The 19553-nt window shown below is 72.4% G+C and carries 15 protein-coding genes; 8 read left to right on the top strand and 7 right to left on the bottom strand.

What is annotated here, in order from left to right:
- Positions 1-7: 7 nt before the first annotated feature.
- Genes ACH436_RS13850 through ACH436_RS13840 form a run of 3 tightly spaced genes read right to left on the bottom strand, consistent with a single transcriptional unit; the run spans position 8 to position 5450 of the window.
- On the bottom strand, positions 8-2143 hold the full coding sequence (locus tag ACH436_RS13850; RefSeq protein ID WP_430560774.1) for a hypothetical protein: 2136 nt from the start codon (positions 2141-2143) through the stop codon (positions 8-10).
- 11 nt (positions 2144-2154) lie between these two features.
- A complete protein-coding gene (locus ACH436_RS13845) occupies positions 2155-4155 on the bottom strand; it encodes a DUF6807 family protein (protein WP_430560773.1) in 2001 nt (666 codons plus the stop codon).
- Complete coding sequence (locus ACH436_RS13840; RefSeq protein ID WP_430560772.1) at positions 4152-5450, bottom strand: ABC transporter substrate-binding protein; 1299 nt, start codon at positions 5448-5450, stop codon at positions 4152-4154. The genes ACH436_RS13845 and ACH436_RS13840 overlap by 4 nt, the downstream gene beginning before the upstream one ends.
- A 207-nt stretch (positions 5451-5657) precedes the next feature.
- On the opposite strand from ACH436_RS13840, the gene ACH436_RS13835 reads away from it, so the two are divergent.
- From ACH436_RS13835 to ACH436_RS13820, 4 genes are read left to right on the top strand one after another with little or no spacing between them, the layout of a single operon-like run.
- On the top strand, positions 5658-6602 hold the full coding sequence (locus ACH436_RS13835; RefSeq protein ID WP_430560771.1) for a carbohydrate ABC transporter permease: 945 nt from the start codon (positions 5658-5660) through the stop codon (positions 6600-6602).
- On the top strand, positions 6595-7506 hold the full coding sequence (locus ACH436_RS13830) for a carbohydrate ABC transporter permease (RefSeq protein WP_430560770.1): 912 nt from the start codon (positions 6595-6597) through the stop codon (positions 7504-7506). The genes ACH436_RS13835 and ACH436_RS13830 overlap by 8 nt, the downstream gene beginning before the upstream one ends.
- 57 nt (positions 7507-7563) lie before the next feature.
- On the top strand, positions 7564-8319 hold the full coding sequence (locus tag ACH436_RS13825; protein WP_430560769.1) for a GH25 family lysozyme: 756 nt from the start codon (positions 7564-7566) through the stop codon (positions 8317-8319).
- A gap of 18 nt (positions 8320-8337) precedes the next feature.
- Positions 8338-9513, top strand: a complete 1176-nt coding sequence (locus tag ACH436_RS13820; protein ID WP_430560768.1) for a VanZ family protein — start codon at positions 8338-8340, stop codon at positions 9511-9513.
- On the opposite strand, the gene ACH436_RS13815 is transcribed toward ACH436_RS13820, so the two are convergent.
- Together ACH436_RS13815 and ACH436_RS13810 are read right to left on the bottom strand one after the other, a co-directional pair.
- Complete coding sequence (locus ACH436_RS13815) at positions 9485-10966, bottom strand: MFS transporter (protein ID WP_430561026.1); 1482 nt, start codon at positions 10964-10966, stop codon at positions 9485-9487. The two genes, ACH436_RS13820 and ACH436_RS13815, sit on opposite strands and share 29 nt — an antisense overlap.
- Before the next feature lie 5 nt (positions 10967-10971).
- Positions 10972-12327 carry a M20/M25/M40 family metallo-hydrolase gene (locus ACH436_RS13810; protein WP_430560767.1) on the bottom strand — a complete coding sequence of 452 codons (1356 nt, stop codon included), beginning with the start codon at positions 12325-12327 and terminating at the stop codon, positions 10972-10974.
- Positions 12328-12483: 156 nt separating this feature from the next.
- Here ACH436_RS13810 and ACH436_RS13805 point away from each other — a divergent pair, with 156 nt between their 5' ends.
- Positions 12484-13971 (top strand): mannitol dehydrogenase family protein, encoded by a 1488-nt coding sequence (locus ACH436_RS13805; RefSeq protein WP_430560766.1) that lies wholly within the window; start codon positions 12484-12486, stop codon positions 13969-13971.
- A gap of 3 nt (positions 13972-13974) precedes the next feature.
- Here ACH436_RS13805 and ACH436_RS13800 read toward each other — a convergent pair whose 3' ends face one another.
- Positions 13975-15021 carry a YihY/virulence factor BrkB family protein gene (locus ACH436_RS13800; protein ID WP_430560765.1) on the bottom strand — a complete coding sequence of 349 codons (1047 nt, stop codon included), beginning with the start codon at positions 15019-15021 and terminating at the stop codon, positions 13975-13977.
- Positions 15022-15104: 83 nt separating this feature from the next.
- Positions 15105-16064 (bottom strand): sugar-binding transcriptional regulator, encoded by a 960-nt coding sequence (locus ACH436_RS13795; protein WP_430560764.1) that lies wholly within the window; start codon positions 16062-16064, stop codon positions 15105-15107.
- A gap of 188 nt (positions 16065-16252) precedes the next feature.
- Here ACH436_RS13795 and ACH436_RS13790 point away from each other — a divergent pair, with 188 nt between their 5' ends.
- From ACH436_RS13790 to ACH436_RS13780, 3 genes are read left to right on the top strand one after another with little or no spacing between them, the layout of a single operon-like run.
- Positions 16253-17674, top strand: coding sequence for an ABC transporter substrate-binding protein (locus ACH436_RS13790; RefSeq protein ID WP_430560763.1), 1422 nt, complete (start codon positions 16253-16255; stop codon positions 17672-17674).
- Positions 17671-18624, top strand: coding sequence for a carbohydrate ABC transporter permease (locus tag ACH436_RS13785; RefSeq protein WP_430560762.1), 954 nt, complete (start codon positions 17671-17673; stop codon positions 18622-18624). Before ACH436_RS13790 ends, ACH436_RS13785 begins: the two co-directional genes overlap by 4 nt.
- Before the next feature lie 2 nt (positions 18625-18626).
- Positions 18627-19502, top strand: coding sequence for a carbohydrate ABC transporter permease (locus tag ACH436_RS13780; protein WP_430560761.1), 876 nt, complete (start codon positions 18627-18629; stop codon positions 19500-19502).
- The last annotated feature ends 51 nt before the right edge of the window (positions 19503-19553 follow it).

Below are 19553 nucleotides of genomic sequence, written 5' to 3'. Positions count from 1 at the left end.
ACCGGCGTCAGACCGTGGCGGGGAACCCCTCGAGCTGGACGTCCCAGCCGGAGGGGAACCCCGCCCCGCCGTCGAGGTGGGTGCGCGCCATGAGCGCGACGGCGGCGAGCAGGCCGCCGTTGCCCGGCAGGTACAGGGGCAGCGAGTCCGTCTGGTGGTTGTGCCCGTTCGGCAGCACGACGTTCTTGCCCGCCGCGTCCATGAGGGCGTCGACCGCCCAGCCGGGCTCGCCGAGGCGCGTCGCGGTCATCGCCATCATGGGGTAGTCCCAGCCCCAGGTGGACGACCAGTCCCAGTCGCGCAGCACGTCCAGGTACGTGGCGCGCATGACGTCGGCGTCGACCAGCCCGACGTCGGGGACGATGCCCAGCGCCCCCAGCATCGAGGGGTGGTCGGTGCGGATCGTGTACGGCTCGACGTCGACGCCGGTGTAGACGCCGTCGCGCACGTGCGGCGCCGTCATCCCCTCGGCGACCTCGGCCCACCGCTCCTCGACGGGCAGCCCCAGCCGCTCGCGCCACGCGTTGGCGGTGCGCAGCGCCCAGCGCCAGTACGCGAGCTCGAACGGCGGGTTGGACAGGCGGGCGCGCTCGCCCGCGTAGCTCTCCTGCGCGGGCACGAGCGGGGGCCCCAGGGTGAACCCGTCCGGACCCTCCTGCGCGAAGTCGGCCATGAACTCCGCCGACGCGAAGACGACCTCCGCCTGCTCGCGCAGGAACGCGTCGTCGCCGGTGACCCGGTGGACCAGCTCGGAGAGGTAGACGACGTGCGGCTGCTGCCACACGAGGTGGACGCCGATCGAGCTGGGCGTCTCGCGCAGCACGGAGCCGAGCTGCTTGGGCCAGCGGGCCCCGGCGTAGCCCTGGGCGCGCGCGGTGTCGCGGGCCAGCGGCAGCGCGTGCCGGTACCACCCGAGGCTCGGCTCGAGCAGCTCCGGGCGCCCCCACATCGGGAAGTGCGCGGCGTGCCACCAGTGCATCTCGAGGTGGAACTTGCCGCGCCACGAGTTGCACACCAGCCCGGTCTCCTGCGGCGGGAGGGATCCCGCGCTGTTCACGGCCGTGACGTACTGCGACAGCACCACGCGCCGCTCGAGCTCGCGGGCGCGCGGGTCGTCCGTCCCCGCGAGCTGGAGCGCCGCACCGGACTCCCAGAAGCGCTGCCAGTGCGCGGCGCTCGCCCGGTGCACCTCGCGGGCGTCGCCCGCGGTCGCCGCGGTGTCCGCGTTCCCGGCCCGGGAGGGCAGCAGCACCATGTCGCCCTGGCCGTCCGTGGTGAGCTCGACGACGACGTCCACGTCGTCCGCCGTGGGTCGCAGGACGACGCGGTGCGGCGCGACGTGGTCCAGCTCCATGCCGGTCGCGACGACGTGCACCTGGTACGTCGAGTCGTCGAGCCGTCGGTCCACCACCCACCCGCCGGGCGCGGCCGTCACGGTCGTGGTGTGGGCGTCGGGGGAGTCCCAGTCGGCGGCGTTGTGCCAGTCCGACGAGCCGTACGGGAAGTCGAGCGCGATCGCGAGGCCGGCGGCGAGGGCGGAGGTGACCGTGACGCCGATGCGGTCCCGGGTCGGGTGGACGGCGGTCCGTACCCGGACCGGGACGTCCCGGTGCGAGAACGCGCTGTCCACCGTCCCCGACCACAGGTCGAGCACCTGGCGCGTGTCGGCGAGGTCGTGCGGGCGCAGCGCGGCGAGGTGCTCGCCGTCGCCGTCGTTCTCGCCCTCGGGGATGGCGACGAAGCCGATGCGGCCGAGGTCCAGGCGGTGCGGGTTGGCCCGGAACCACCGGTTGGCGTCGTACCCCGGGTTGCCCCGGCGGCTCTCCTCGAGGTACGGCACGAGGCGGCCGTCGACCTCGTACCGCCGCGTGGTCTCCTCGAGCGAGTACTCGCGCTCGCCCATGATCGAGTGCCAGGCCCACTGCGACTGCGTGCCCAGGAGCGTGCCCGGGACGTCGCGGTCGGGCTCGTGGCCCCGCTTGTGCACCGGGTACTCGGCGGGCATCGACTGCAGGCCGGTGAGGTCCACGGTGAAGCCGAGCTCGCCGTTCCCGACGGTCACCGGGCTGCGCGGGTCCAGGGTGGTCTGCACGACGTCGTGCCGGCGCACGAGCGCGCGCCGGTCGATGGGCTGGGAGTGCACGGTGGGCCCCTTCAGGCGGGTCGGGCGGCGAGCGGTGCGGGCGCGAGGTCGCGCGCCAGGGCGTCGGCGGCGAGCCGCGCGACGCGGTCGTCGTCGAGGACGCCGTCGGCGACGAGCACGCGGACGCGCCGGCGCAGGGGCTCGTCGACCGGCGCGGTGGTGCGGCGGTCCCACGCGAGCGCGAGGCCGACTCCGGGGTAGCCGGCGACGCGGACGAACCACGGGTCCGTGTCGTCGTCGTGCGCGGCGACGACGACGAGCGTCGCGGGCCCCGAGGCGAACGTGGCGGTCCAGGCCAGCCACGGGGACGTGGTGCCGTGCACGGCCTGCTCGCCGTCGGCGTCCGCGGTCCGCACGTGGACATCGGTGCAGGGCGCGACCCGCCAGAAGAAGCCGCCGTAGCCGCCGCCGGACCGGCCGTTGCTGCCGGGGCCGCCGAGCGAGACCGGGGAGCCGGTGGCGCTGCGGAGCTCGGTCCGCAGGTCGAGCCACCACCCGTCGGGGGAGGGCGACGCCTCCCACCGGCGGTGCTCCGTCAGCAGGGCGGCGCCCGCGGGGTCGCACCAGGTCAGCGCCTGCTCGACGACCCCGCCGTCGCGGGAGTGCCGGTCGACGCGCACGTGCCCGTGGTCGTCCCGCCAGACGTACTCGCGGTCCTCGGCCGTGAACGTGCGGCCGCCCCAGAGGTTGGTGCCGTCCACGTCCTGGATCGCCATGCCGGCGCCGAGGTGCCAGGCGTGGTCGGCGGGCAGGTGGTCGGTCACAACGACGCCGTCGAGCGTGGAGACCGGGTGCAGGTAGGGCCGCGGCGAGAGGGCCGCCGCGACCTCGGCGCCGTCGCGGAGCTCGGTGACCGGCACTCCGCCGACGTCGAGCACGTCGCGCGCGGGTCGCCTCCGCGCCCACGGCACGCCCAGCTCGGCGAGCGTCGCCTGCGCGGTGACCGCCCGCGCGAGGATCGCGTCGACGTCGTGCACGACGGGCCGGCAGTCGCGTCCGTCGCCGGTCCACGTCACGGCGTCCGCGGGGATCGGCCGGGGCGGGTCGGCCACGCGCACGGCCTCGAGCACGCGCATGAAGGCGCCGGAGTCGACCAGCGGGCTGAGGAGCTCCGCGCCGGTCGCACGGTGGTCCAGGAGGTCGTCGAGCAGGTGCGCGCGGCCGGTGGTGAGGACGCGGTGCCCGCCGACGCCGTCGATGGTCAGCTCGTCGGTGGTGTAGCTCAGCTCGATCGTGCCGCGGGTGCCGCGCACGCGGATCACCGGCGCGGCCTGCTCCTGCGCGCACAGCGTGAGGCCGAGGGTCACGGCGACGCCGCTCGTCGTGCGGACGCGGACGACGGAGGTGTCGTCCGCGTCGATCGCGTGCGCCCGGTAGAGGTCGGCGTCGACGCCGAGCACGTCGTCCGCCCGTCGGGCGCCCGCGAGGCGCAGCGCCGTGACGACGGCGTGCGCGAGCGGGTTGGTGGCCACGCCGTCCACCACGTCGACGCCGTCGAGGACCCGCTTGCCCGCCCACGGGGAGCGGTCGTAGTAGCCCACGGTGCGCGACCAGGTGCCGACGGCGCCCACGGCGAGCACGTCGCCGATCTCGCCCGCGCGGACGGCGTCGTCGATGACGCCCAGCGCCTCGGACCCCAGGCTCTGGAAGCCGACCTGCACGACGCGGCCGGCGCCGTGGGCCGCGCGCTCGAGCTCGACGTACTGCGCCCACGACGCGACCGGCGGCTTCTCCACGTAGATGTCCGCGCCGGCCGCGATCGCGCGCAGCGCGAGCGGGGCGTGGGTGTGCGGCGGGGTCGAGACCACCACAACGTCGGGCTCGACGCCGGAATCCAGCAGGTCGTCGAGCGAGTCGAACCAGGGGACGCCGCCGGCGTCGCCCTCGGGCGGACGAGGGTCCGCGACACCGAGCAGCCGGGCCCGTCCGGAGCGCTCGGCGCTCCGCAGGTGCTCCAGGTGGCGGGTCGCGTAGCCGTGGCCGCCGACGAGGGCGACGCCGGGGGCGGTCACTTCAGCGAGCCTTCGACCTCGGAGATGAACTGCTCGGCGGCGTCGTCCGGCGTCGTCCGCTCGAAGAGCACGTCCTGCATCAGCCGGGTGAAGATGTCCCCGGTGCTGCTGGCGCCCTCGGGCGCGGGCATGCGCGCGCCAGCGTCGGAGGCGGTGATCTCGTCGATGAGGTCGACCTCCTTCTGCTGCACGGTGGTGAGACTCCCGCGCAGGTGGTCGCGCACCTCCTCGTTCGCCGGGACGCCGCGGTCCGTGCCGATCGCGTCGACCACCCGCGGGTCGTTGATGAGGTAGTCGAGCAGCATCGCCGCGGCCTCGGGGTGCGCGGTCTTCGAGGTGATGGCGTACTCCATCGTCGAGCCGACGCGGTTGCCGCGCGCCTCGGCCTCGCCGGGCAGGTTCGCCTCGATGACCGAGTCGCCGAGCGCGTCGGCCTTGAAGTTGCTCCAGGCGAAGGTGATCCCCGACTTCCCGGTGCCGAACAAGGACTGCTCCGGCACGGCCGTCGAGTCCTCCACGAAGATGCTGGCCTCCGGGGTGGCGCCGTTCTTCTGCGCGTCGAGCCAGAGCTGGAACCAGGCCGACACCGTCTCGGGGCTCACGCCCACGGTGCCGTCCTCGGCGAAGATCGCCTCGCCGTGCTGGTGCGCCCAGGCGTCGAGCAGCGAGGAGTTGGCGAACGGCACGGTGCCGTAGGTGCCCTTCGGGCTCTTGTCGGACAGCTGCTGCGTGACCGCGGCGAAGTCGTCCCACGTCCAGGTCGACGTGTCAGGGAGCTCGACGCCCGCCGCCTCGAAGACGGCCGGGTTGAGGAACGCGGCCAGTGCGTTGACGCCGGACGGGACCGTGTACTGCTTGCCCTCGATCTGGCCGATCTCGAGCGTGTCGGCCGGCACCTTCGAGGTGTCGAGGTGGTCGGACACGGTGGCGAGGTCCAACAGCGCGCCGCGGCCGGCGTACTCGCTCGGGTAGGAGCCGCCCATGGTGATCAGGTCGGGGGCGTCGCCGCCCGCGACCTGCGTCGCGAGCATGTCCCAGTAGCTGCCGAAGTCGCTGCTCTGGGTCTCGACGGTGATGTTCGGGTGATCCTCCTCGAACCCCTTGATCGCCTCCTTGGTGATCTGGTTGCGCTCCTCGCCGCCCCACCACGCGAAGGTGATCGTCACCTCCTCGTCGGGGTCGAAGGGGGCGGCGTCGGCCCCGGGCTGGTCGACGGCGCACCCGGTGGCGACCGTCAGCACGGCGAGGGCGGCGGTGGCCGTCGCGACGGTCGTCCTGAAGCTGTGTCTCTGCATGGTGTCGTACCTCCCTGTACGAGCAGCCCGTCCCCTGGAAGGCTCGCGACGGTCGGCGTCGGCGAGCGGGAAGGCGCTTCCCAGACTACGAAGAATTCGATACTGTGGTCAACGGTTACCCCAAAAGTTGCGCGCTGGAGCGCAGCACTCCGTGGTCAAGGAGGTCCACGCGATGAATCGTTCCAAGGTGCCGACGGGCTCGCCCGGATGAGCGCGATCACCGAGCTTTCGAAGCTGAGGCGAAGCGGTCGCGCGCTGGACCCGCGGGAGCGGAAGGCAGCGCGCCGGGACAACAAGGCGGCCCTCGTCTTCCTGCTCCCGTGGCTCCTGGGGCTGGTGATCATCACGGCGGGACCGATGATCGCGTCGTTCTACCTGTCCTTCACGGACTACAACCTGCTCGAGGACCCGAACTGGGTCGGCGCGGAGAACTACCTCCGGATGCTGAGCGACGAGCGACTGCACCAGTCGCTGAAGGTGACCCTGACGTACGTCGTCGTGGGCGTCCCGCTGCAGCTCGTCGTCGCCCTCCTCATCGCGGTGGCGCTCAACAAGGGGATGCGCGGGCTGTCGTTCTACCGCTCCGTGTTCTACCTGCCGTCGCTGCTGGGCGGCTCGGTGGCCATCGCCATCCTGTGGCGGCAGATCTTCGGCACCACCGGCCTGGTCAACCAGGTGCTCGGGCTGTTCGGCATCGAGGGGATGGGCTGGATCTCCAGCCCCGACACCGCGCTCGGCACGATCATCCTGCTGCACGTGTGGACGTTCGGGTCGCCGATGATCATCTTCCTCGCCGGGCTGCGGCAGATCCCGACGATGTACTACGAGGCCGCCGCGGTCGACGGGGCCACCAAGGCGAAGCAGTTCTGGCGCATCACCATGCCGATGCTCACGCCGATCATCTTCTTCAACATCGTGCTGCAGACGATCGGGGCGTTCCAGTCCTTCACCCAGGCGTTCATCATCTCGGGCGGGATCGGCGGCCCGTCCGACTCGACGCTCTTCTACACGATGTACCTCTACAACACGGGGTTCAAGGACTTCGAGATGGGCTACGCCTCCGCGATGGCGTGGCTGCTGGTCCTCATCGTGGGCGCCCTCACCGCCGTCAACTTCATCGCCTCGAAGTATTGGGTCTACTACGATGACTGACACCATCCAGCGGGACGTCGACGCGGCCCCGGCCGCCCAGGAGCCCGCCCCGGTCCGTGCGCCACGGCGGCGCTCCTCCCGTCCCTTGAGGAGTGTCCTCAAGCACCTCGTCCTCATCGTCACGGGCGCCGTGATGATCTACCCGCTCCTGTGGATGGTGGTCTCGTCCCTGCGGCCGGACCACCTCATCTTCAGCCAGCCCGGCCTGTGGCTGAGCGACGTCGACCTCTCGCACTACCCCGACGGGTGGAACGCGCTCAGCCACCCCTTCGGCCGCTACATGCTCAACTCGGCGGTCGTGGTGGCCGGGTCCGTGCTCGGCACGCTCGTCTCGTGCTCGATGGCTGCCTACGCGTTCGCGCGGATGCGCTTCTCTGCGAGGACGCTGCTGTTCGCGATCATGCTCATCACGATCATGCTGCCGGGGCACGTCACGCTGGTGCCGCAGTACGTGCTGTTCTCCCAGCTCGGCATGGTGAACACGTTCTGGCCGCTGGTCGGGCCGAACATGCTGGCGACCGACTCCTTCTTCATCTTCCTGATGGTCCAGTTCATCCGGGGGCTGCCCAAGGAACTGGACGAGGCGGCCCGGATCGACGGCGCGGGTCACGCGCGGATCTTCCTGCGCATCATCCTGCCGTTGATGACTCCGGCGCTGGCGACGACGGCGATCTTCACGTTCATCGGCGCCTGGAACCAGTTCTTCAGCGCCCTCATCTACCTCACCGACACCGACATGATGACCGTGCCGGTGGCTCTACGGCTGTTCGTCGACTCGCAGGGCGAGAGCAACTGGGGAGCCATGTTCGCGATGTCGATCGTCTCGCTGCTGCCCGTGTTCTTCGTCTTCCTCTTCGGTCAGCGGTTCCTCGTGCGCGGAATCGCCACGACCGGGATCAAGTGACGGCCGGGTGACGGCGCGGGTTGGCTCTCGCCGTCACCCGTGCGGCAGGATCACGGGGTGAGCGACGAACGCCCCCGACGTCGCACCTGGCGGGTCCTCGGGATCACTGCCGGGGCCGTCGTCGTGCTGCTGGGCGTGCTGGCGCTGCTGGTGTGGAACGGCGTGCTCTGGCCCAACCGGCTGGCCGCCGACAAGTACGCCGTGCGCGGCGTCGACGTCTCCGCCTACCAGGGCGAGATCGACTGGCCCGTCCTCGCGGCGCAGGACCTGGACTTCGCGTTCGTCAAGGCCACCGAGGGCTCCGCGCACGTGGACGAGCGGTTCGTCGCGAGCTGGGAGGGGGCGCGGGCCACCGACCTGCTCGTCGGCGCGTACCACTTCCTCAGCTTCGAGAGCCCCGGCGCCGACCAGGCGGCGCACATGATCGACGTCGTGCCCGCCGCGACCGGCACCCTGCCGCCCGTCGTCGACGTCGAGTACTACGGCGAGTTCGCCGCCGCGCCGCCGACGGTCGACGAGCTGCGCGGGATCCTCGACCCGATGCTCGACGGTCTCGAGGAGCACTACGGGGTACCGCCGATCATCTACACCACGCAGCAGATCCGGGCGGACTACCTCGGCGACGACTACGACCGGTACCCGCTGTGGATCCGGTCCGTCGCCGCCACCCCCGAGGTGCCCCGGCGGGACTGGGAGTTCTGGCAGTACTCCGACCGCGACACCCTTCCCGGCTACGCCGGCGAGGAGGAGCACATCGACATGAACGTGTTCGACGGCACGCTCGAGGACCTCCGCGCGCTGACCCAGCCGTAGGCGCATACCGTCGGCGGCGTGATCGATCGATGGACGTGGCCGGCCGTGATCGGCGTCGGCTTCGGGGTGGCCGCCTTCGTCGCGGTGCTGGTCCCCGTGCTGCTGGTGCAGCAGCGCCGGTACGGGCGGCTCGACGCCCGGCGGGTGCTCGGCGCGGCGGCGCTCGCGGTGTACGTGGTGACGCTGCTTGCCTACACGCTGCTGCCGCTGCCCTCGGGCGACCTCACCCAGTGGTGCGCCGAGCACGGGGTGGCCGGTGCCGAGCTGGTGCCCGGGCACTCGTGGGACGACATCCGCCGGGACACGGCGGGGCTGGGGACGCTCGCCACGCTGCGCAGCGTGGCCGTGCTCCAGGTCGCGTTCAACGTGCTGCTCTTCGTGCCGTGGGGCGTGCTCGCCCGCCGGTACCTCGGGTGGGGGGTGCTCGCGTCCACCCTGAGCGCGTGCGTGGCGTCGATCGGTGTCGAGACCGTGCAGTACACCGGCGTGCTCGGCCTCATCCCGTGCTCGTACCGCGTGGCCGACGTCGACGACGTGCTCGCCAACACCCTCGGCGGGCTGCTCGGCGCGCTGGTCGCGCCGGTGGTGCTGCGCTGGATGCCCCAGTCCCGCGAGCTCGCGGCCGCGCGGCTGGAGCCCCGCCCGGTGAGCGCCTGGCGGCGGCTCCTGGGGATGGTCACGGACCTCGCCGCGGTCACGGTGCTCGGGGCGGCGCTCCAGCTCGCCTACCGCGTGGGGCTGGCGGTGACCGGGCGGGACCTGCCGGCCACCGTCACCTGGGCGGACGTGCTGCTCGGCACGGTGCTGCCGACCGTCCTGGTGCTCGGCGTGCCGCCGTGGCGCGGGTCGGGCGCGTCGCTGGGGCAGCGTGCCGTGTGGCTGGAGCCACGCTGGCCCGACGGCGCGGGCCGGCTGGTGCGCGGGTCGCTCGTGCGGCGCCTGGCCCGCGGGTACGTGCTGCTGGGCCTGTACGGGGCCCTCGGGATCGTCGAGGCCGTGCCTCCCGGTGACGCGTCGAACGCCTGGGCCGGCACCCTCCAGGGCGTCGTCATGCTCGCCGCCCTGGTCGGCGTGGTCGTCACCCCCGACCGGCGGGGCCTGTCGTGCGTGCTGACGGGCGCGCGGATGGTCGACTCCCGCGCGCCCGTCGAGGTGCCCGAGCCCGTCAGACCGGGTGGGCCGCCCGGTCGGTGAACGCCTGCTTCGGCACGACGAGCAGGAGCGCCGCGGCGACCAGCGCCGTCGCGCCGCACACCACCCACACGGTGAGGTAGCCGGCGAACGAGCCCGCCGTGCTCTCGGCGGCTCCCGCGGCGTTGGCCCCCGCCGTGCCCAGCAGCGCGATGCCGAAGACGCACGACGCGACCGCGCCGCCGAGCGTCTTCACCGAGTTGGTGAGACCGGTGGCGACACCGGTCTGCGTGGGCGGGGCGGCCGCGGCGGCGGCCGACGGCAGCGCCGCGATCAGCGCCCCGGAGCCGATACCCACGACCACCATGTTCACCGCGACCTGCAGGTAGGTGCCGTGGAACGGCAGGAACAGCAGGAAGCCGGCGCCGACGCACCCGGCCGCGCCCACGAGCGTGATGCGGGGCGTCACGACACGCGCGACCCGGGGGAAGGTCAGCGCCCCGACGATCATCGCGACCAGGTAGATGCCGATGAGCAGCGACGTCTGGAAGCCCGTCGTGCCGAGGCCGTAGCCGTGCACGGTCGGGTCGGTCCGGGCGAACGTCGACAGCGGCGCCTGGGCACCGAGCACGGACACCCCGAACAGGCCTGCGGTGAGGAACACCGGGCCGAGGGCCGGGGAGCGGAACATCCGCACGTCGACGAGCGGGTCGGTCTGGCGCAGCTCCCAGCGCGCGAAAGGCCACAGGAGCAGCAGGCCGAGGGCGACGACGGCCCACGCGAACGCCGACCCGACCCCGTTGAGCCGCAGCATGCTGAGGCCGCCGGTGAAGGCCAGCAGCGCGAGGGACAGCAGCACCAGGCCCCGCAGGTCGAGGCGCCCGCCCGTGGGCTCCGGGGTCTCCGCGACGCCGAACCAGACGACGACGAAGCAGGCCGCGACGAGCACGCCGGGCACGAGCAGCACGACCTGCAGCGGCAGGGCGTCGACGAGCGCGCCGCCGGTGAGGGCGCCGGTGATGGCGCCGATCTCCAGCGCGGCCACGAGGATGCCCGCCGCCTGCGCGGTGAGCGCGGCGCTGTTCGGCAGCCCGCGCGAACGGCTCCACACGAGGGCGATCTCCAGCGGCAGCCACGCCGAGTAGAAGCCCTGGATCGCCCACGCCGTGAGGAACAGGCCGAAGGACGGCATGAAGGGCAGGGCGAGCGTCGCGACGGCGGTGACGCCCGACGAGACGAGCAGCATGCGCCGGTGGCCGACCATGTCGCCGAGCTTGGCCAGCACCGGGACGACGAGCGCCGAGACCATGAGCTGGGTGCCCTCGAGCCAGTTCACGTCGGCGTCGTGCACGCCGAGGTGGCGGGCGATGTCGGTGAGCATGGGCGTGTAGTAGCCCTGGATGACGCCGCTGGTGAGCTCGACGAACGCGAGGAAGCCGACGACGGTCGCCAGCGTCCCGCCCGCGACCCCGGCGGCTCGCGCGCCCGGGCCCGCCGGCGGGACGGGGCGGCGCAGGAGGCTCACGGGAGACGCTCCAGCAGCGTGCGGTGGAACAGCTCCCCGCGCCCGAGCTCGCTGATCTCCACCCGCTCGTCGACGCCGTGGATGGACTTGCGCTGCGCCGTCGACATGGCGAGCGGGGCGAACCGGTAGACGGCGGGCGAGAACTCGTGGAAGTACCGGGAGTCGGTGGCGGCCATGACCACGTACGGCACGGTGAGCGCGTCCGGGTGCGAGACGCCGACGGCCTCGGCGAGGAGACCGAACCGCGCGTCGTCGGTGGGGGACTCGGGCGACGGCTCGCTGGACTCGATGACCTCGATCTCGACCAGCGGGTCGTCGATGCGGCGGCGCAGCCGCTCGACGGTCGAGGCGACGGTCTCGCCGAGGGCGATGCGCAGGTTCACCGTGGCGGACGCCTGCGACGGCAGGACGTTCGCGGCCGTGCCGCCGGAGAGCATCGTCGGCGCGACGGTGGTGCGCACGAGCGCCGCGGTCTCGCCTCCCCGGGCGACGAAGGCCTGGGCCGTCGCGGCCGGGACCGCGGCCATGGCGTTCAGCGCCGCCCGGGCGGGCCCCTGCGCCCGCCCGGCGAAGATGCGCAGCATCTGCGTGATGGCGCGGGGGGTGCGGGCGGGGAACGTGCGCGGGCCGATCCGGTCGACCGCGCGCGCGACCCGGCGCACCGCCGTCGTCGTGGGCGGCATGGAGGCGTGGCCGCCGTCGCCGCGCGCCTTGAGCCGCAGGTTCATCACGCCCTTCTCGCCGACGCCGACCATCGCGGCCGTGCCGGGCACGAACGGCAGCGGGGAGTCGACCACGGCGCCGCCCTCGTCCACCACCATCCAGGGGACGATGCCGCGCTCGCGGAAGGTCGCGGCGATCGCGGCGGCCGCGGCGCCGTGGGACTCCTCGTTGCCCCCGAACGACAGGTAGACGTCGCGGGCCGGGACGAAGCCGGAGGCCAGCAGGTTCTCGACGGCCTCGAGCACGACGACCAGGGGTCCCTTGTCGTCCAGGGCGCCTCGCCCGTGCACCCAGCCGTCGGCGATCCGCCCCTCGAACGGCGGGTAGGTCCAGTCGTCCGACTCGTCGACCGGGACGACGTCGAAGTGCGCCATCAGCACGAGCGGCCCGTCCGGGGCCTCCGCCCGTCCGCGCCACCGGTAGACGAGGCCGAGGTCGCCGTGCCGCTCGAGCTCCAGGTGCTCGTGCACGAGCGGGTAGAGCTCGGGCAGCAGCGCGACGAGCTCCCGGAACGGGCCGAGCCCGCGGGTCTCGAGCTCGGCGGAGACGGTGGGCAGCTGGATCAGGCGCGACAGGCGTTCGGCGGCGCCGGGGCGAGGCGTGACCTGGGTCACGACGGGCTGGTTCATGGGCACACCGTAGAGCCTCCGTGTCACGCCGGAGTCACAGTTCTGGTACTCGGTCTCACCCGGTCGATCCCACGCGCTCATCTGCGGCGCGTGATCCGCTCATCTGTCGTCGCTTTGGTACGGTGAGTCGGACCCCGACGGGAGCGAGGACGCACCATGACCGCACTCAGCGACGAGACCGTGGCGACCCTGACCGGCCGCGAGCTCGACCTGGCCGTGCCGACCTACGACCGCAGCCGCCTGCGCGCCGGCATCGTGCATCTCGGGGTGGGCGGCTTCCACCGTGCGCACCAGGCGATGTACCTGGACCGGCTGATGAACGCCGGCGAGGCGTTCGACTGGGCGATCTGCGGGGTCGGCGTGCTGCCCCACGACGCGCGCATGCGCGACGCGCTCACCTCGCAGGACGGCCTGTACACGCTGGTCCTCAAGCACCCGGACGGCACGCTCGAGGGCCGGGTGATCGGCTCGATCGTCGAGTTCCTGCTCGCCCCGGACGACCCCGAGGCGGTGCTGGAGCGGATGGCGTCGCCCGAGATCCGCATCGTGTCGCTGACCGTCACCGAGGGCGGGTACAACGTCAACCCGGTGACGGGGGAGTTCGACGCCGACGACCCGGCCGTGCGGGCCGACCTCGAGCCCGGGGCCGTGCCCGCCACGACGTTCGGGCTGGTCACCGAGGCGCTGCGCCGTCGTCGCGACCGCGGCGTCCCGCCGTTCACCGTGCAGAGCTGCGACAACATCCAGGGCAACGGCGACGTCGCGCACCGCATGTTCGCCGCGTTCGCCCGGCTCAAGGACCCCGGGCTCGCGGCATGGATCGAGGAGCAGGTCCCGTTCCCCAACTCGATGGTCGACCGCATCACGCCCGTCACCACCCAGGACGACCGCGCCATGGTCGCCGAGCGGTTCGGGGTCGATGACGCGTGGCCGGTCGTCGCGGAGCCGTTCACGCAGTGGGTGGTCGAGGACCGGTTCGCCGTCGGCCGCCCGGCGTGGGAGGACGTCGGGGCGCAGCTCGTGGACGACGTCGAGCCCTACGAGCTGATGAAGCTGCGCCTGCTCAACGCCAGCCACCAGGCGCTGTGCTACCTCGGCTACCTGGCCGGGTACCGGTACGCGCACGAGGTCTGCGCGGACGAGACGTTCACGGCGTTCCTGCGCGACTACATGGCGCGCGAGGGCGCCCCGACGCTGCGGCCGGTGCCGGGCGTGGACCTCGAGGAGTACCAGGCCACGCTGATCGAGCGGTTCGCCAACCCGCACGTGCGCGACACGCTCGCCCGCCTGTGCGCCGAGTCGTCGGACCGCATCCCGAAGTGGTTGGTCCCGGTCGTCCGGGCGAACCTCGCCTCCGGCGGCGAGGTGCACCGCTCGGCCGCCGTGGTCGCGGCCTGGGCGCGGTACGACGAGGCCGTGGACGAGCAGGGCGAGCCCATCGAGATCGTCGACCGGCTCGCGGACCGGCTCAAGGCCGCCGCCGCCCGCAACCGGCAGGACCCGCTCGCCTTCGTCCGGGACGAGGAGCTGTTCGGCGACCTGGCCGCGGAGCCGCGGTTCGTCGAGGCGTACTCCGCCGCCCTGGACTCGCTGCACACGCTGGGCGCGCGGGCGACGGTGGAGCGCCTCGTCGCCGGCGGCTGACCCTCACGCGTCGTCGCGGGCCGCTGTCTCCCGGATCTTGCGGGCCTCCGCGACGGCGTCGCGCCGCTTGCCGGCCTTCTTGTCGCTGGCCCTGGTGTCGCGGGGTGGCAGCTGGATGGACTCCTCGGCCGCGATCCCGCCCTGCAGCTCACGGCTGCGCTCCAGCTCGGCGTCGAGCTCGGCGCCGAACAGGAGCGCCAGGTTGGTGATCCACAGCCACAGCAGGAACACGATGACCGTGCCGAGCATCCCGTAGGAGCCGTAGCTGCCGAAGTTCGCCACGTAGAAGCCGAACGCCGCCGACGCGATCACCCACGCGACGATCGCGACCAGCGCGCCCACGCTGATCCAGCGGAACTTCGGCTGCTTCACGTTCGGCGTCAGGTGGTACAGCAGCGCGACGACCACCACGACGAGCAGGAGCGCGACGGGCCACTTGGCGATGTTCCACACCGTGAGCGCCACGTCGCCCAGCCCGATCGCCTCGCCGATGGAGCGCGCCACCGGACCGGACAGCACGAGGGACGCCACGATGACGGCGGCGAGCACCACGACGACGAGCGTCACGAGCAGCAGCAGCGGGCGGAGCTTCCAGATCGGGCGCCCCTCCTCGACCTCGTACACGCGGTTCATCGCCCGGCCGAACGCCGTCACGTACCCGGAGGCCGACCACAGCGCGACGACGAGGCCGACGACGAGCGCGAGCCCCGCGCCCGTGGATCCCACGAGGTTCTCCACCAGGGGTTCGACGATGCTGAGCGTCTCCTCCGGCAGGAAGCCGCTGACCGTGTTCAGGATCGAGTCGATCGCCTTCTCGGCGTCGCCGACGAAGCCGAGCAGGGACACCAGCGCCAGCAGGGCGGGGGCGGCCGCGAGGACCGCGTAGTAGGTCAGGCCGGCGGCCAGGTCGGTGCACTGGTCGTCCATGAACTCCCGGACGGCCCCCTTGGACGCGAGCTTCCACGACGGCTTCTTCAGGTCCGGCGGGGACTGAGGCTTGCGCGGGTCGTCGGGTGCCGGCTCGGTGCGGGCGTCGTGGGTCTCCGTCACGGGAACCTCCTCGGGCTCGACGGCGGGGGGGCCGCCAGGGTCACCACCAGGCTCGACGCGACCGGGGATGCCCGCAAGGCGGTCTACCGCGGCGGCTCCTCGACCGGTTCCCCGACCAGCTCCTCGAGGGCGCTCGCCGCGGCCTCGTCGCACACGACCGTCGTGGCGATCCCGCCCGCGACGGCGGCGCGCAGGCCCGCGGCGGCCTCACGCCCGTAGCCCGCGGTGACGACCTCGGGCGTGCGGACGAGCTGGTCGAAGGTCACGCCCACCACCCGGGCGTCCAGCGGCGTGACGACGCGGCGGCCGTCCGCGTCGAAGAGCCTCCCCGAGCACTCGGCGACCGTCCCTGCGGCGGTGGCGGCCCGGCGCTCGTCCCCGGTGACCTGGGGGAACACGGTGGACCCCGAGGGGGTCCAGGCGCCGACCGCGACGACGGCGACGTCGAGGCCGTCGGCCCGGTCGAGGGCGGCGGCGATCTCGGGCTGGCGGCGCATGCCGGCGGCGGTGCCGGGGTCGGCGACCAGCAGCGGGGACCACACGGGCCAGGTGCGCACCGCGGGCATCCGGCGGAAGGCCTGGATCATGTCGAGCGAGTCCCCGGAGCCGTCGACGGGCAGCGCCCCGACGAGCTGGACGACGTCGCACGCCGGCAGGGGGTCGAGGTGCCGCACGGCCAGCTCGATGGTGCGGGACCAGGAGACGCCGAGGGTGGCGCCCTCGCGCACGTGGGCGGCCACGACGGCGGCGAGGGCGCGCGCGACCGACTCGCGCGTCGCGGCGGGCGAGCCCCCCGACCCGGCGATCACCACCTCGCGCGCGCCGAGCCGGTCGGCCAGGCGCCGCGACCGATCGGTGTCGAGGTGGGCGGGCGGGGAGATCTCGATCCGCACGACGCCGGTCTCGCGCGCCTCGGCGAGCAGCCGGGCCACCTGGAACCGGGAGATGCCGCGGGCGGACGCGATGTCCACCTTGGAGCGGTTGTCGAGGTAGTAGTCGCGGCTGACCTCCACGAGGAGCCGGGCGTGATCGGCGTCGGTCACGGGACCACCCTTGCTGGTCGAGGCTTGGCGAAGCCCTGGTCCGCGCCACTCTGAGCGGGTGGCTCTTGCTCACCTGAGCATAACGAACTACTGTCCAGACAGATGAGCGCAGCGCCGCATCTCATCTGTGCGCGCCGGTGCTCGTGGAGCTCCACCGATCGAACCGACCCACCGACGTGAGGACAGCGATGTTCCGACCACGAACCCGGCGGCTCGCCTCCGCGGGCGGCGCCGCCGTCCTCGGGCTCTCCCTGGCCGCCTGTGCGGGAGCGGGCGCCGTCGGCGGCGGAGACGGGGAGCAGATCGTCGTCGCGATCGTCTCGAACCCGCAGATGCAGGATGCGATCTCGCTGCAGGACGAGTTCCGCAAGGAGCACCCCGGCATCGACGTGCGCTTCGTGTCGCTGCCGGAGAACGAGGCCCGCGCCAAGATCACGGCGTCCGTCGCCACGGGCGGCGGGGAGTTCGACGTCGTGATGATCTCCAACTACGAGACGCCGATGTGGGCCGAGAACGGCTGGATCGAGAACCTGCAGCCGTACGCGGACGCCACGGAGGGCTACGACCCCGACGACTTCGTGCCCAGCGTGCGCGAGGCGCTGTCGGTGGACGGCGACCTCTACTCGGTGCCGTTCTACGGCGAGTCGTCGTTCCTCGCCTACCGCGAGGACCTCTTCGAGGAGGCCGGGCTGACCATGCCGGAGCGCCCCACCTGGGACGACGTCCGCGAGCTGGCCGCCGAGCTGGACGATCCCGCCGAGGACTTCGCCGGCATCTGCCTGCGCGGCCTGGCCGGGTGGGGCGAGGTCATGGCGCCGATGTCCACCGTGATGAACACGTACGGCGGGCAGTGGTTCGACGAGGGCTGGAACGCCCGCCTCGACTCGCCCGAGGTGCGCGAGGCCGTCGAGACGTACGTCGACACCGTGCAGCAGTACGGGCAGCCGGGAGCCGCGACGTCCGGGTTCGGTGACTGCCTCACCCGCTTCGCGCAGGGCCAGGCGGCCATGTGGTACGACGCGACGTCGATGGTCTCCTCGATCGAGGACCCGGCGTCGTCGACCGTCGCCGGCAAGACCGGGTACGCGCCGGCGCCGGTCGACGAGACCGACGCGGCGGGCTGGCTGTACTCCTGGTCGCTGGCGATCCCGTCCACCAGCGAGCACAAGGACGCCGCCTGGGACTTCGTCTCCTGGATGACGGACAAGGACTACATCAGGCTCGTGGGGGACCGGCTGTCGTGGGAGCGGGTGCCGCCCGGCAGCCGGCTGTCCACGTACGAGATCCCCGAGTACGCGGAGGTCTCCGAGGCCTACGCCGACGCGACCCTCTCCGCGATGAGCGAGGCGACGCAGGACGCGACGATGGTGGCGCCGGTGCCCTACCCGGGCATCCAGTTCGTCGGCATCCCCGAGTTCCAGGACCTCGGCACCCGGGTGGGGCAGCAGATGTCCGCCGCCATCGCGGGCCAGAAGTCCGTGGCCGACGCCCTCGAGCAGTCCCAGCGGTACGCGGACACCGTCGCCCAGACGTACCGCGACCAGCAGGACGCCGCACCCGACAGCGCATCCGACAGCGCACCCGACAGCGAGGCCGGAGGAAAGCCATGACCGCCGTCACCGCGCAGGCCGGCAACCTCCGGCGTGCCCAGGCCCAGCGCGCCGCCCGCGCGGACAAGCACCAGTACTCGCGCGCCGAGCGGTGGCGCCGCCGCGGACCGCTGCTGCCGGCGCTGATCTTCACGATCGTCGTCACGCAGATCCCGTTCCTCGTGACGATCTGGTACTCGCTGCACTCGCGGAACCTGCTGCGCCCCGAGTCCGACATCTTCGTGGGGCTGTCGAACTATCTCGACATCGCGCGCGACTCCGTGTTCCGCCAGACGGCGGTCAACTCGGTGGTCATCACCCTCGGCTGCGTGCTCGTCGCGATGGTGCTGGGCATCGTGCTCGCGATCCTGCTCGACCGGCCGTTCCGAGGCCGCGGGGTGGCCCGCACGCTGCTCATCACGCCGTTCCTCATCATGCCGGTGGCCAGCTCCGTGCTGTGGTCGATGGCGATGCTCAACCCCACGTACGGGCTGTTCAACTGGACGCTCGGGCTGGTGGGCATCGACCCCGTCGACTGGACCTCGACGTACCCGATCGTCGCGATCCTCATGGCCCTGGTGTGGCAGTGGACGCCGTTCATGATGCTGCTCGTGCTCGCCGGGCTCCAGGCCCAGCCGAAGGACGTGCTGGAGGCCGCGGCGATGGACGGCGCCGGCTGGTGGCGCACCTTCGGGTCGATCACGCTGCCGCAGCTGCGCCGGTACATCGAGCTGGGCGTGCTGCTCGGGATCATCTACGTGGTCAACACGTTCGACCAGATCTACCTCATGACCGCCGGCGGTCCCGGGACGGCGAGCGCCAACCTGCCCTTCTACATCTACCAGCGGGCTTTCCTCGGCTTCGACGTCGGGCAGGCCGCCGCGATGGGCGTCGTCGTCGTCATCGCCACCATCATCGTCGCCTCCGCCGCGCTGCGGCTCATCTTCCGCAGCTTCGACGTCAAGGAGTGAGCATGACCGCCACCACCACGGCTCCGCGCACGTCTGCCGCTCCGTCCGCCGCCGCGCGCCGCTCCGGCCGGAGCAGCGTCGCCGGGGGCCTGCTCACCACGCTGACGTGGATCCTCGCTCTCGGGTTCTTCTTCCCCGTCCTGTGGATGGCGATGACGGCCTTCAAGCAGGAGAACCAGGCGTCGTCCGACCCGCCCACGTGGTTCTTCAGCCCCACGCTCGACCAGTTCCGTGCGGTGATCGGCGAGTCCGGGTCGTACGTCGCGAACTCGGCGATCGCCACCGGCGTCTCGACCGTGCTGGTGCTGCTACTGGGCATCCCCGCCGCGTACGCGCTGTCGATCCGGCCGGTGGAGAAGGTCAGTGACGTCCTGTTCTTCTTCATCTCCACGAAGATGCTGCCGGTCGTGGCCGTCATCGTGCCGATCTACGTCATCGCCGGGCAGCTCAAGGTGCTCGACAACATCTGGACCCTCGTCGTCCTGTACACGGCGATGAACCTGCCGATCGCGGTGTGGATGATGCGGTCGTTCTTCCAGGAGATCCCCGCCGAGGTGCTGGAGGCCGCCGCCGTCGACGGCGCGGGGCTGATGAAGACGCTGCGCTCGGTGCTCATCCCCATGGTGGCGCCGGGCATCGCCGCGACGGCCCTGATCTGCGTGATCTTCGCGTGGAACGAGTTCTTCTTCGCGCTCAACCTCACGGCGTCGCGCGCCGCCACCGTGCCGATCTTCATCGTCTCGACGATGACGAGCGAGGGCCTGTTCCTCGCCCGTCTGTGCGCGGCGGCCCTGCTGGCGTCGCTGCCCGTGATCCTCGCGGGGTGGATCGCGCAGAAGCAGCTCGTGCGCGGCCTGTCGATGGGCGCGATCAAGTAGCGGGGAACGGCACGCTGCGGCACCGCTGCTGCGAGCAACGGGGGCCTGCCC

Source organism: Isoptericola sp. NPDC019693 (genome assembly GCF_044389085.1).
Taxonomy (GTDB): Bacteria; Actinomycetota; Actinomycetes; order Actinomycetales; family Cellulomonadaceae; genus Isoptericola.
The sequence above is the reverse complement of the archived record's forward strand: the minus strand, read 5'-3'. Positions and strand labels throughout refer to the sequence as shown.